Raw genomic sequence first — 12205 nt, forward strand, 5'->3', positions numbered from 1 at the left:
CGAACACAGAAGTTAAGCTTCTTAACGCCGAAAGTAGTTGGTGGGAAACTACCCGCGAGGATAGGTAGTTGCCACGCTTTGTAATAATGGAGGATTAGCTCAGCTGGGAGAGCATCTGCCTTACAAGCAGGAGGTCACAGGTTCGATCCCTGTATCCTCCATCCATTACGAGCCGTTAGCTCAGTTGGTAGAGCATCTGACTTTTAATCAGAGGGTCGACAGTTCGAACCTGTCACGGCTCATTTGCAACAAAATAAACACACCATGCGGGTGTGGAGGAATTGGCAGACGCGCTAGATTTAGGTTCTAGTGTCCATAGGACGTGAAGGTTCAAGTCCTTTCACCCGTATTGCAATGAAGCATGTTGCAAATGCATTCACAATAAAATAGCTTGCATAATTATAGTAATTATGCCGACTTAGCTCAGTTGGCAGAGCATCTGTCTTGTAAACAGGGGGTCGGAAGTTCGAATCTTCTAGTCGGCATTTTGCGGAAGTAGTTCAGTGGTAGAACATCACCTTGCCATGGTGGGGGTCGCGGGTTCGAATCCCGTCTTCCGCTTTCACTATAGATTATGCCGGGGTGGCGGAACTGGCAGACGCACAGGACTTAAAATCCTGCGGTAAGTGATTACCGTACCGGTTCGATTCCGGTCCTCGGCACTATAGTGAATATGCACCCATAGCGCAATTGGATAGAGTGTCTGACTACGAATCAGAAGGTTGTAGGTTCGACTCCTACTGGGTGCATTGTTTTATCTCGGGAAGTGGCTCAGCTTGGTAGAGCACCTGGTTTGGGACCAGGGGGTCGCAGGTTCGAATCCTGTCTTCCCGATTAGCAATCAATGGATTGTTTAGTTTTTGGCGGTGTAGCTCAGCTGGCTAGAGCGTCCGGTTCATACCCGGGAGGTCGGGGGTTCGATCCCCTTCGCCGCTATTTATTCCGGACCTTTAGCTCAGCTGGTTAGAGCAAACGGCTCATAACCGTTCGGTCGTAGGTTCGAATCCTACAAGGTCCATTGTAGGGATAAAGTTTCATATAATCATTTATTATTATCGCGGGATGGAGCAGTCTGGTAGCTCGTCGGGCTCATAACCCGAAGGTCGTAGGTTCAAATCCTGCTCCCGCAATTGTTAGTAATATGGTTCCTTGGTCTAGTCGGTTAGGACGCCTGCCTGTCACGCAGGAGATCGCGGGTTCGATTCCCGCAGGGACCGTAAATTGGCTCGGTAGCTCAGTTGGTAGAGCAATGGATTGAAGCTCCATGTGTCGGCGGTTCGATTCCGTCCCGCGCCATGAATAGTAATGCGGGTGTAGTTTAGTGGTAAAACGACAGCCTTCCAAGCTGTAGTCGCGAGTCCGATTCTCGTCACCCGCTTTGCCACTTGTTATGGGCCTATAGCTCAGCTGGTTTAGAGCGCACGCCTGATAAGCGTGAGGTCGATGGTTCGAGTCCATTTAGGCCCACTAATTTGGAGAAGTACTCAAGTGGCTGAAGAGGCGCCCCTGCTAAGGGTGTAGGTCGCGTAAGCGGCGCGAGGGTTCAAATCCCTCCTTCTCCGTTTTTATATGACCCCTTGGTCAAGTGGTTAAGACACTGCCCTTTCACGGCAGTAACATGGGTTCAAATCCCGTAGGGGTCATTGGTACATAAGTATCATATATATATTTTTAGCATTAAGCATGGAGGATTACCCAAGTCCGGCTTAAGGGAACGGTCTTGAAAACCGTCAGGTCGAGAAATCGGCGCGTGGGTTCGAATCCCACATCCTCCTTACAACTCAAAGGTTATTAATATCATCGCGGGATGGAGCAGTCTGGTAGCTCGTCGGGCTCATAACCCGAAGGTCGTAGGTTCAAATCCTGCTCCCGCAATTTGTTTTGTAATTAGTAATTTGGTTCCTTGGTCTAGTCGGTTAGGACGCCTGCCTGTCACGCAGGAGATCGCGGGTTCGATTCCCGCAGGGACCGTTAATGGCTCGGTAGCTCAGTTGGTAGAGCAATGGATTGAAGCTCCATGTGTCGGCGGTTCGATTCCGTCCCGCGCCATTTTGGAGGGGTAGCGAAGTCTGGCTAAACGCGGCGGACTGTAAATCCGCTCCTTCGGGTTCGGTGGTTCGAATCCACTCCCCTCCATAGATAGGGATATAGTTTAATGGTAGAACTATGGTCTCCAAAACCATCAGTGTGGGTTCAACTCCTACTATCCCTGTTTACTAATATTATGGCGGTATTGGTGAAGTGGTTAACACACCGGTTTGTGGCACCGGCACACGTGGGTTCGACTCCCACATACCGCCCTTTATTGGGTTATAGCCAAGCGGTAAGGCAATGGACTTTGACTCCATCATGCGCTGGTTCGAATCCAGCTAACCCAATTGTTCCACAAAATGAATATGGCGGTATAGCCAAGTGGTAAGGCAGAGGTCTGCAAAACCTTCATCACCGGTTCAAATCCGGTTACCGCCTTTGGCTTATGCCTAAGTAATCATATTATACACACCATGCCGGTGTGGCGGAATTGGCAGACGCGCGGGATTCAAAATCCCGTTCCTGTATAAGGAGTATCGGTTCGACCCCGATCACCGGTATAGATTTTTATAGCAATTATATTGACCATCTCATTACGAGATGGTCTTTTTTTGCATAATGTCACATATGATGTTTTTACCAAGCAAATTTAAAGGATCCTGATACTAACTATGACTTACCATTATCTTTGATATACTGGTAAATAAGATAGAGGGGATATTATGTTAAAGAAGTGGAGCGTGTTCTTCAGCTTTTTGCTGGCAACGATTGTTTTTTTCTCATTTTCCAACAACGTTTTTGCTGAAGATACTTACGACATCAATAAATACACTATGAACATCAAGATCGATGATGCTGGTAATGCCAATGTTATTCAAAGAGTAACTTATGACTTCGATGGGGATTTTAATGGCGTGTATTACAATGCTGATATCAAAGGCATCAAGAATATGACTGATCCTGAGGTGTCGATTTCTGATAATAACGCCAAAGTACCAATTAAAAAATCAAATAGTGGCGCAAACAACACTTATTCAGTCAACAACACTAAGAATTATAAAAAAATCAAGATCTATCATAAGATCTCTGATCGTTCGGCGACTTTTACTTATCATTATAAGATCACTGGTGCCGTAACTAATTATTTGGACACTGCTCAGATCAATTGGAAAGTGATAGGTGGGAATTGGGACCAAGATATTGACCACGCTAAGATAACTTTTGAACTGCCTCAAAGAAATGTTCCCAAATTGCGTGCTTTTGCTCACGGTCCATTAAATGGCAAAACTCAAGTTGATGCCAAATCGGGACGAGTTATTTTGACGGTCGACAACCTAAATGATCACACATCTGTTGAGAGCCGGATATTATTTCCTGTTAGCGTAACTATTAACAATACTAATGTTGTCGGGAAGGATATGCTCGATAAGGCGCTGCGAGAAGAGAAGTCGTACGCTGAAAGTGCAAATCGCAAACGAGCTCGTAATCAAGCCTTAGTCTATTCATTGATCCCTATTTTTGCCATAGCGTCGTTATTGATACTTTGGCGAGTGTTCAGAGCTTGGAAGCGTAACCCGGATTCTAATTTGAAAAAACCGATCCCACTGCATCACTGGTTTGAGATACCGGAGGTTGATCCTAGTGTGGCTCGTATGGTCGTAAAGAAAACCGAACATACTGATTTTATGGGGCTAACAGGGGACCTCTTGAATGAAGTGGCACATAAGCATCTAGATCTAAAGCAAGATAAGCATGACTACGAAATAATTTTGAAAGACGATGCTGCCGATGCCTTCTTCAAATTTCTTATTCGCGAGATAGGTAACGGGAAATCTGTCAAGATGTCAGCGATTAAGAAATCAAGCAATTCAGACATTTATTATTACTATCAAAATTGGCAAGATAAAAATGATAAAGTACGGAGTGATTTCTTTAGTCGACCTAATGAAAAATTAGTAAGAAAGATAAATTTTGCAATGTATACCATTATTATCTTAGCCATTATTTTGATCTTGACGATTTTAGCTATGATGCCCAAAGGATTGTGGTTTGCTATCCCGACAGCATTGATTGCGGTAGCATTTGCAATCGTTACTCGCATCATTGCTCATTACAAGATCGTTGAGTATACCCAGCTAGGGCTTGATAAAGCAAATGAATTTAAAGGCTTTAGACAAATGTTGCGGGATATTAACGATATCAATGTTGCAGAGGTTGGGGATTTGATCCTTTGGGAACAAATATTGCCATATGCTGCTGCCTTTGGCGTTTCTAAGAAGGTTATTGATGCTTTGAAGATCGAATTTGGCGAACAGATCCTTGACGAACCACTAGTAGGGTACTATTACTTTGGTTTGACCAACTATATGGCAATGACTAATTTCGGTCAGATCGTCAATAAATCGTATGATTCATTCGACGAGAGCCTTAATTCTGACTTTAGTAGTACTTCAGGTTATTCTGGAGGAGGATTCTCTGGAGGAAACTCAGGTGGTTTTGGCGGAGGTTCAGGTGGTGGAGCATTCTAGTCATATTTGACGACTTGAATGAGGACTGCTTAATACTTTTTTAAACTCAATTAAAAAAGTTATAAAGAAATAGTTTTGTAACGTCAATGTTATATTCAATTGGTATTATATTCACTGGAACGAAAAAGGGAATTGACGAGAAGGCCCTCACAAATTTGTGAGGGCCTTTTTTTGAGGCAAAGTGCTGATTTGCTGGTATTTATTTTCTTATGAAAATACTATATATAGATTTTTACGTAAATGTATATACAACATATTGGCCGAGTGGTAAGATATTACTCGTTGATTTTTTTAGAGATCGGATGGAGGAATATAATGATGATCGTATTAAGCGGCACAATTGGTGCTGGTAAGAGTACTTTAGCAACAATTTTGTCAAAACATTTGGGAACTGAGGCTTTCTATGAACAAGTAGATGATAATCCAGTTTTGCCATTATTTTACAAGGATCCTAAGCAATATGCCTTTTTATTGCAAATCTACTTTTTGAATAAGCGTTTTGAATCTATCAAACAAGCTTTAGCTGATGATAACAATGTTTTGGACCGCTCAATTTATGAAGATGCTTTGTTCTTTCATATGAATGCAGATATGGGACGTGCTACGCAACAAGAAGTTAAGGTTTACGATGAATTGTTGGCTAACATGATGCAAGAATTGCCATATGCCGCAGCTAAAAAGGCTCCTGATTTATTGATCCATATTGATATTTCTTATGATACTATGATCAAACGGATCGAAAAGCGAGGCCGTGATTACGAACAACCAGAACAAGATCCAAGTTTGGTTGAATATTATCACAATTTGTTGAGTCGCTACGATGACTGGTATGATCAATACGATTACAGTCCTAAGATGAAGATAAATGGTGATCAACTTGATTATGTTGAAAATGAAGATGATCTTAAGATCGTGTTGAATCAAATTGATACTAAGTTAAGTGAACGCAATTTATTACCAAAAATTTAGTGATTAGATATTTTAGACGTGCCTGTGGGTGCGTCTATTTTTCTTGGAAAAATAAGTTTGGATTTAAATTTTCTAGGTGGATTGGGATTTTGTTTGCGGTGGTTTGTTTTATCCTCGAGGATGTGAAAACGAGTTCCGGTGAACGGCGGCTTGCGGTCTAGAAACTGCCAGCTGGTATTGTATTGAAACAGATACTTTGAAATTTTAATTATTTCACACTTACGGTATTAGATAGTATTAACTATTTATACAGATGAAATTTGCGGTGTTTAGATAGTGCTGATCAGCTATGCTTGTTAAAATTGCAGCGGTATAGATGGAGCTGTTTTGTTTTATCCTCAAGGATTTGAAACGAGTTCCGGTGCACAGCGGCCTCCGGTTAACACAGGTGGTCGAGGCACGACTTCGTCGCACCTGGTTCGACCACCCGCGTTAATCCTCAGCAGCTACCCGTGCACCTCCACTCTGTGTTTAAATTCATTTGCTTATCATTGCTAAACACGTTATGATTGATAATTGGCAGTTTCCACAGGTAACCTGCCCTAACAAAACCGTGAAAGGATTTATTTATGCGTAATTTAAGAACTAAAGATGTTACTCGTTTGGCAATTGTTGCTGCTTTGTATGTTGCTTTGACGTTAACACCTGGTATTTCGGCTTTTTCCTATGGAGCCATTCAATTTAGGGTTTCAGAGATATTGATGCTGTTAGTATTTTATAACCCAAGATTTAGTTGGTCATTGATCATTGGATGCTTGATTTCGAATATTTTCAGCCCTGTTTTAGGGGCGGCTGATTTAATATTTGGAACTTTAGCAACTGCAGTTGCCTGCTTGTTGATCGTGATGATTAATAATAAAGCAAAACTGATCGGATTAGTTGCAGTGATTTGTGCTGGTGTCAACGGATTGATCGTTGGTGCTGAATTGTTCTTTGTTTCAAAACTACCATTTTGGGCTACGGCTGGTTCTGTTGCTGTAGGAGAGTTTGTCGTTGTTTTGATTGGAACAATAATATTTGTGTTATTAATGAAAAATAAGAATTTTGCCAGAATAATCAAATAACAGCTTGCGGGGAGATTTAGGTCTTCCTTTTTTGTTATAATCAACAATATAAATAGTATGAGGAGATGTTTTGATGAATATCGGAATTTTTACCGATACGTATTTCCCTCAAGTTAGTGGAGTTGCCACTTCAATTCAAACCTTAAAGAACGACTTGGAACGCAAGGGACATTCGGTCTATATTTTTACGACGACTGATCCAAGTGTTTCTAAGTCAACGATTGAACCAAATATTTTTCGTTTAGGTAGCGTGCCTTTCATTTCCTTTACAGATCGAAGAATCGCCATTAGAGGGATGTTCCACGCTGTTGATTTGGCTAAAGAGTTGAAACTCGATATTATTCACACACAAACTGAGTTTTCACTTGGATTAATTGGAAAATTTGTTGCTAAGCAACTTAAGATCCCATTTGTACATACTTATCACACTATGTATGAGGATTATTTACATTATGTACTGAACGGACATTTATTGAAGCCATATCACGTTAAGCAAATGTCTCGCATGTTCATTAAAAACGCGTCAGGAGTAGTTGCTCCGAGTAAACAAGTAAAAGCAACACTAGATCGTTATCAGATCGAAGCGCCTATTACTATTATCCCCACAGGGGTCGACTTGTCAGAATATACTAAACCAGTCGACGCTTCTTCTATTCGTCATAAATTGGGTATTTCTGAAGATACTCCAGTTATCTTGATGCTTAGTCGGATCGCCTTAGAGAAGAAGATCGACCATGTCTTAAAGAGTATGCCTGAATTGCTAAGACATGACCCCAAACTTAAATTGGTGATCGTGGGTGGTGGTCCCGATATGGATGAATTAGTACAAATGTCCAAGGACTTACAGATCGACGATAGTGTTATTTTTACTGGAGAAGTTGATCATGACAAGATCTCGCCATATTACCATATGGCTGATATTTTTGTTTCATCTAGTGATACTGAGTCACAAGGTTTAACGTACATTGAAGCTATTGCTTCTGGTTTGAAGATCGTGGTCAGAAGTGCGCCTTATACGGATCAGCTGTTGACAGATCCATCGGTTGGTGTGACTTTTAACCAGGATAATCAATTAGTACCCAAGATCATGGCATACTTAGATCATCCGAATTCATTTGATGATAGGGATGCCCGTCAACGGATCTTGTATAATATTTCTTCAGACAAGTTTGGTGATTCGATCATTAGTTTTTATCACGGTGCCCAAGAATATTTCATCCGTGAAAAATTATCAAACTCAACCATAGATCCAGAGGAGTATTCGAATGATTAAAATAACCATGTTTTCGACGGCAGATAAAGTAGCAGGTCAAGGAGTAGGTAGTGCCTACGTTGAATTGATCAATTTGCTCAAGAGCAGGTTCAGCAACGAATTTGATATTAAGATAAATAAATATGGACGTTCTGATCTTAGCCATTATCATACGATCAATCCAACTTTTTATTTGTCAACATTTTCCAAGAAGCGCGGTCGCAAGATAGGTTACGTCCACTTTTTACCGGAGACGCTTGAAGGCAGCATCAAGTTGCCTAAACTATTTAGAAGTATTTTCTATAAGTATGTTATTAGTTTTTATAAACGAATGGATCAGATCGTTGTGGTCAACCCCACGTTTATCGACAAATTAGTAGCGCACGGTTTAGACCGGAGTAAGATCAAATACATTCCTAATTTTGTTTCAACTAAGAGCTTTTATGAGAAAACTCCTGATGAGAAGAAAGCTTTCCGCAATAAAATCGGCATTCCTGAGGATAAGTTTGTTGTTTTCGGTGATGGTCAAGTCCAAGAGCGTAAAGGTATCGATGATTTTTACAAACTAGCTCAAGAAAATCCTGACATTCAATTCGTCTGGGCAGGTGGCTTTTCATTTGGTAAAATTACTGACGGGTATGATCGTTATAAATCGATGATCGACAATGCCCCAGATAATATGAAATTCACTGGGATCGTTGATAGAAATGATTTAGTGAATTACTATAACATTTGTGATATTTTCTTATTACCTTCATACGATGAATTGTTCCCAATGTCAGTCTTAGAAGCTTTCAGTTGTGGGGCACCAGTATTATTGCGTAACCTGGAGCTTTATCAAGCAATTATTGATGGTTACTATCAACCAGCTGAAGATCGTGCCCAAATGGGTGACTTTATTAGGAAGGCTTGCAATAATCGCAATTTGTTGAGTGATTTTAAAGAGAAATCATTGAATGCTGCCGGATATTATTCCGAAGATCATTTAAGCAAGATTTGGTATGAATTTTATAATGATCAATTCAAATTGTACAAGCAGGACAAATAATGAGTAGAAAAAACATTTTTGCGTTAATCGTAATGTTGGGACTCAGTGCCGGGATTTTTTGGTGGGAAGCTCGAAAAATCGACTTTGAACACTTAGTAAATACTTTTAAAAATCTCAATTTTTTTTGGCTCGCTGTGGCCTTTGCCTCAATATTACTTTCCTATGCGGTCGAAGCGTTGGTATTACACACGCTACTTAAGAAAAAAAGCGATCGTAAATTCGGTTGGTGGGAAATGTACCGGATTCCCTTGATCCAAGCATTGTTCAATGCAATTACACCATTTTCAGCAGGTGGACAACCGGCCCAATTACTGGGGATGATGCAGTCTAAGATCGATGGCGGTCGCGCTAGTTCTGTCTTATTGATGAAGTTTGTTATTTATCAAGGGATGGTGCTGATCAACTTCATTGTTGCCATGGTCGTAAGTTTTCAAACTGTCGCACGACATTTCGGTGGGTTAGCTTTGATGATCGTCTTTGGTTTAGTCATTCACGTAGTTACGATCTCATTTTTATTAATGATCATGTACTACTATGATTTCACTAAGAAAATGGTCCGGGTTGTTCTAAAACCTGTATTATTTTTCCTGAAAGATGAAAAACGTGATAAAATTTTAGAATCAGCTAATCGTAGTATCGATAGTTTTTATAAAGAAAGCTTAGTGCTGAAAGAGGAACGAAAAAAGGTAATCAAAGCAGCAATACTGACATTTTTTCAATTATTGTTGTATTACCTAGTTGTTTACTTTGTATTATTGTCCCTGAATGTGACGCATATTAGTATACTGGACGTGATAGTTATGCAGATCATGATTGTAATGATCACTTCGATTTTTCCAGTACCAGGGGGAACTGGTGGGGCAGAAGTTAGTTTTAAGGCTTTATTTGCCGGCTTTATTCCATCGGCTTCGGGATTGATTTTAGCTATGTTTTTATGGAGATTTATTACATACTTCTTCGGTATGTTTTTGGGGCTGATAGGTATTTCAAAGAAACCAAATCTAAAGAAAAGAAATATCTAGCTAAAGTAAAATTATGGAGCGAAAACAAATGAAGCGTATTTTTAAAGGCTTGTCAAATTTTTTAAACACTAGATTAGGCTTTGTCATTCTAGCTGTCGTGTTATACACGATTAAGACTATTTATGCTTATACCACGAAGTTTAACCTAGGCGTTAAAGGCTCAATGCAAACTTTTTTGATGGTCCTCAATCCGATCCCCGTCATGTTATTACTGTTTGGGATAGCCTTGTATATGAAGGGTAGGAAGTCGTATATCTTCTTACTCATAATCGATTTTCTCGATTCTGTCTGGCTGTTCTCAAATATCCTATACTATCGAGAATTTTCTGATTTCTTAACTATGATCTTGATCAAAGGATCAGGTGCGGTATCTAATAATTTAGGTAAGAGTATTTTAGGCATCGTTAAACCGACGGACTTCTTAGTCTTTTTAGATGTCTTGATCTTGATTTTATTATTGTCGTTCAAAGTTATTAGAATGGATGTTAAACGTCTGAAGTGGCGAATTCCTGTATTAGTCAGCTGTTTAGCTGTTCTATTATTTGGTGCTAATTTGACTTTGGCACAATCAGATCGTTCAGGACTTTTAACTAGAACTTTTGATAATAACTATATCGTTAAGTATTTAGGACTTAATGCCTTTAATGTCTATGATGTCATTAAGACGACTAAGACTAGTGCTGTGAAGGCTCAGTCGAAGAGTTCCGACTTAGATTCGATCAAGAAATACATGAAGGATAATTACGTTACCCCAAATGCCGAATACACCGGTGTTGCCAAAGGTAAGAATGTCTTTATTATCCATCTTGAGAGTTTTCAGCAATATTTGATCGATTATAAATGGGATGGACAAGAAGTCACTCCTAATTTGAATAAGATCTACCATCAAAATGATACCTTGTCTTTTGACAACTTTTTCAACCAAGTTGGTCAAGGTAAAACTGCTGATGCCGAATTAATGCTAGAAAACTCATTATTCGGATTACCAGAAGGATCTGCGATGGTAACTGATGGTACCAGTAATACTTTCCAGGCTGCTCCAGCTATCTTGGATCAGCATGGATATACTACGGCTTCATTCCATGGGGATGTCCCAAGTTTTTGGAACCGTGATAATACTTATAAATCATGGGGCTATGATTATTTCTTTAGTTCTAGCTATTATAAGCAAAAGAAGAGTTACAACATAGGATACGGTATGAAGGATAAAATATTCTTAAAAGATTCTGCTGCCTACATCCAACAATTACCACAACCTTTCTATGCAAAATTGATCACTGTTACTAATCACTATCCATATACTTTGGATAAGAAGAATCAAAGTATCAGCAAGACTGATACTGGAGATAGTACAGTAGATGGATACGTTCAAACTGCTCGTTACTTAGACCAAGCCATCGGTGAATTCATGGCTTGGTTACAAGCTACTGGACTCGACAAAAACAGCATGGTCGTCTTTTATGGAGACCATTATGGTATTTCTGATAACCATAAGAAGGCAATGGCAAAGATCACAGGTATCAAGGATTTTGATGACTTTGACAATGCTCAGTATCAAAGGGTACCATTCATGATCCATATGGATGGACTAAAGGGTGGTATTAATCATACTTATGGTGGAGAAATTGACGTTTTACCAACATTATTGAATCTGTTAGGTGTCGACGATAGTAATATGATCCAATTTGGTAGCGACCTGCTTTCACCAGATCATCCTCAGACAGTAGCCTTTAGAAATGGTGATTTTGTCACACCGACTGTAACGAAGGTTGGAAGTACTTATTACAATACTAAGAATGGAAAAGTCGACAAGAAGATCTCCGCACAGGAGAAGTCAAAACTCTCTAATAAGGTCACGACAGAACTTTCACTGTCTGATAGAGTCATTAATGGGGATCTCTTGAGGTTCTATAACCCAGAAGGATTCACCAAAGTTAACAAGAAAGACTACAATTATAAGAAGAGTCACGCACTTGCAGAATTGAAGAAAGCTCGGACAAAGAATGGTACAAGTCTCTTAGCGCAAAATGATAATAAGTCGTTATTAGACCTATACCAAACCGATGCACCAGAACTCAAATAACTAATTAGACGTCAGACCAAGTGGTCGGCGTCTTTTTTTTTGCGAAAAGAATTTTCAGAAAAAAATGAAGAAAATTGAAAAAAGGGGTTGCGCGACTTGGTTCTAATTGGTAAGATATTATTTGTTGTTGCGAGAGAGCATTAACGTCAAGCCTAGCAAGCGAAAGCGAGCTAGCTTGATGAAAAATTATTTTAAAAAGTTGTTGACA

Annotated in this window: 8 protein-coding genes, 27 tRNA genes and 1 rRNA gene; 35 read left to right on the top strand and 1 reads right to left on the bottom strand. The window is 39.9% G+C overall.

Annotation, left to right across the window (positions count from 1 at the left end; genetic code table 11):
- From rrf to EKM78_RS11700, 35 genes are all read left to right on the top strand, one after another.
- Window positions 1-77: ribosomal RNA gene (gene rrf / locus EKM78_RS13455) — 5S ribosomal RNA — on the top strand; the annotation flags it as partial.
- Between the two features lie 11 nt (window positions 78-88).
- Window positions 89-161, top strand: a tRNA-Val gene (locus EKM78_RS11535).
- Between the two features lie 8 nt (window positions 162-169).
- Window positions 170-242 (top strand) — tRNA-Lys (locus EKM78_RS11540).
- Window positions 243-266: 24 nt separating this feature from the next.
- Window positions 267-349 (top strand) — tRNA-Leu (locus EKM78_RS11545).
- Window positions 350-412: 63 nt separating this feature from the next.
- A tRNA-Thr gene (locus EKM78_RS11550) sits at window positions 413-485 on the top strand.
- Between the two features lie 4 nt (window positions 486-489).
- Window positions 490-561, top strand: a tRNA-Gly gene (locus EKM78_RS11555).
- A gap of 15 nt (window positions 562-576) precedes the next feature.
- Window positions 577-662, top strand: a tRNA-Leu gene (locus EKM78_RS11560).
- Between the two features lie 13 nt (window positions 663-675).
- Window positions 676-749: transfer RNA gene (locus EKM78_RS11565), tRNA-Arg, on the top strand.
- Between the two features lie 11 nt (window positions 750-760).
- Window positions 761-834: transfer RNA gene (locus EKM78_RS11570), tRNA-Pro, on the top strand.
- 28 nt (window positions 835-862) lie between these two features.
- A tRNA-Met gene (locus EKM78_RS11575) sits at window positions 863-936 on the top strand.
- Between the two features lie 8 nt (window positions 937-944).
- Window positions 945-1018: transfer RNA gene (locus EKM78_RS11580), tRNA-Ile, on the top strand.
- Between the two features lie 38 nt (window positions 1019-1056).
- Window positions 1057-1130 (top strand) — tRNA-Met (locus EKM78_RS11585).
- A 13-nt stretch (window positions 1131-1143) separates the two neighbouring features.
- Window positions 1144-1217, top strand: a tRNA-Asp gene (locus EKM78_RS11590).
- 6 nt (window positions 1218-1223) lie between these two features.
- A tRNA-Phe gene (locus EKM78_RS11595) sits at window positions 1224-1296 on the top strand.
- Between the two features lie 11 nt (window positions 1297-1307).
- Window positions 1308-1378, top strand: a tRNA-Gly gene (locus EKM78_RS11600).
- A 14-nt stretch (window positions 1379-1392) separates the two neighbouring features.
- Window positions 1393-1467: transfer RNA gene (locus EKM78_RS11605), tRNA-Ile, on the top strand.
- Window positions 1468-1474: 7 nt separating this feature from the next.
- A tRNA-Ser gene (locus EKM78_RS11610) sits at window positions 1475-1562 on the top strand.
- Between the two features lie 9 nt (window positions 1563-1571).
- Window positions 1572-1643: transfer RNA gene (locus EKM78_RS11615), tRNA-Glu, on the top strand.
- A 42-nt stretch (window positions 1644-1685) separates the two neighbouring features.
- A tRNA-Ser gene (locus EKM78_RS11620) sits at window positions 1686-1775 on the top strand.
- Between the two features lie 26 nt (window positions 1776-1801).
- A tRNA-Met gene (locus tag EKM78_RS11625) sits at window positions 1802-1875 on the top strand.
- Between the two features lie 22 nt (window positions 1876-1897).
- Window positions 1898-1971, top strand: a tRNA-Asp gene (locus tag EKM78_RS11630).
- A 5-nt stretch (window positions 1972-1976) separates the two neighbouring features.
- Window positions 1977-2049, top strand: a tRNA-Phe gene (locus EKM78_RS11635).
- A gap of 4 nt (window positions 2050-2053) precedes the next feature.
- Window positions 2054-2136, top strand: a tRNA-Tyr gene (locus tag EKM78_RS11640).
- 5 nt (window positions 2137-2141) lie between these two features.
- Window positions 2142-2212: transfer RNA gene (locus EKM78_RS11645), tRNA-Trp, on the top strand.
- 15 nt (window positions 2213-2227) lie between these two features.
- Window positions 2228-2300 (top strand) — tRNA-His (locus EKM78_RS11650).
- Between the two features lie 6 nt (window positions 2301-2306).
- A tRNA-Gln gene (locus tag EKM78_RS11655) sits at window positions 2307-2378 on the top strand.
- A 20-nt stretch (window positions 2379-2398) separates the two neighbouring features.
- Window positions 2399-2469, top strand: a tRNA-Cys gene (locus EKM78_RS11660).
- A gap of 37 nt (window positions 2470-2506) precedes the next feature.
- Window positions 2507-2591 (top strand) — tRNA-Leu (locus tag EKM78_RS11665).
- Window positions 2592-2753: 162 nt separating this feature from the next.
- Window positions 2754-4559, top strand: a complete 1806-nt coding sequence (locus EKM78_RS11670; protein ID WP_125772416.1) for a DUF2207 domain-containing protein — start codon at window positions 2754-2756, stop codon at window positions 4557-4559.
- Window positions 4560-4877: 318 nt separating this feature from the next.
- Window positions 4878-5528, top strand: coding sequence for a deoxynucleoside kinase (locus EKM78_RS11675; protein ID WP_125772428.1), 651 nt, complete (start codon window positions 4878-4880; stop codon window positions 5526-5528).
- 569 nt (window positions 5529-6097) lie between these two features.
- Window positions 6098-6592 (top strand): QueT transporter family protein, encoded by a 495-nt coding sequence (locus EKM78_RS11680; RefSeq protein WP_125772418.1) that lies wholly within the window; start codon window positions 6098-6100, stop codon window positions 6590-6592.
- A gap of 73 nt (window positions 6593-6665) precedes the next feature.
- Window positions 6666-7865 carry a glycosyltransferase family 4 protein gene (locus EKM78_RS11685; protein ID WP_125772420.1) on the top strand — a complete coding sequence of 400 codons (1200 nt, stop codon included), beginning with the start codon at window positions 6666-6668 and terminating at the stop codon, window positions 7863-7865.
- Window positions 7858-8892 carry a glycosyltransferase family 4 protein gene (locus EKM78_RS11690; RefSeq protein ID WP_125772422.1) on the top strand — a complete coding sequence of 345 codons (1035 nt, stop codon included), beginning with the start codon at window positions 7858-7860 and terminating at the stop codon, window positions 8890-8892. The genes EKM78_RS11685 and EKM78_RS11690 overlap by 8 nt, the downstream gene beginning before the upstream one ends.
- Window positions 8892-9914 (top strand): lysylphosphatidylglycerol synthase transmembrane domain-containing protein, encoded by a 1023-nt coding sequence (locus EKM78_RS11695; protein WP_125772424.1) that lies wholly within the window; start codon window positions 8892-8894, stop codon window positions 9912-9914. The genes EKM78_RS11690 and EKM78_RS11695 overlap by 1 nt, the downstream gene beginning before the upstream one ends.
- Before the next feature lie 28 nt (window positions 9915-9942).
- Window positions 9943-11997, top strand: coding sequence for an LTA synthase family protein (locus tag EKM78_RS11700; RefSeq protein ID WP_125772426.1), 2055 nt, complete (start codon window positions 9943-9945; stop codon window positions 11995-11997).
- Window positions 11998-12001: 4 nt separating this feature from the next.
- Here the strand turns inward: EKM78_RS11700 and EKM78_RS13000 are convergent.
- On the bottom strand, window positions 12002-12205 hold a 204-nt coding region (locus EKM78_RS13000; RefSeq protein ID WP_211334371.1), incomplete at its 5' end, for a hypothetical protein.

The organism is Companilactobacillus furfuricola, from assembly GCF_003946325.1.
Classification (GTDB): domain Bacteria; phylum Bacillota; class Bacilli; order Lactobacillales; family Lactobacillaceae; genus Companilactobacillus; species Companilactobacillus furfuricola.

What these genes read in the sequence shown, in the direction of transcription:
- EKM78_RS11675 (WP_125772428.1), top strand. Translation starts at nt 4,878, where the DNA reads ATGATCGTATTAAGCGGCACAATTGGTGCTGGTAAGAGTACTTTAGCA.
- EKM78_RS11680 (WP_125772418.1), top strand. Translation starts at nt 6,098, where the DNA reads ATGCGTAATTTAAGAACTAAAGATGTTACTCGTTTGGCAATTGTTGCT.
- EKM78_RS11685 (WP_125772420.1), top strand. Translation starts at nt 6,666, where the DNA reads ATGAATATCGGAATTTTTACCGATACGTATTTCCCTCAAGTTAGTGGA.
- EKM78_RS11695 (WP_125772424.1), top strand. Translation starts at nt 8,892, where the DNA reads ATGAGTAGAAAAAACATTTTTGCGTTAATCGTAATGTTGGGACTCAGT.
- EKM78_RS11700 (WP_125772426.1), top strand. Translation starts at nt 9,943, where the DNA reads ATGAAGCGTATTTTTAAAGGCTTGTCAAATTTTTTAAACACTAGATTA.
- EKM78_RS11670 (WP_125772416.1), top strand. Translation starts at nt 2,754, where the DNA reads ATGTTAAAGAAGTGGAGCGTGTTCTTCAGCTTTTTGCTGGCAACGATT.
- EKM78_RS11690 (WP_125772422.1), top strand. Translation starts at nt 7,858, where the DNA reads ATGATTAAAATAACCATGTTTTCGACGGCAGATAAAGTAGCAGGTCAA.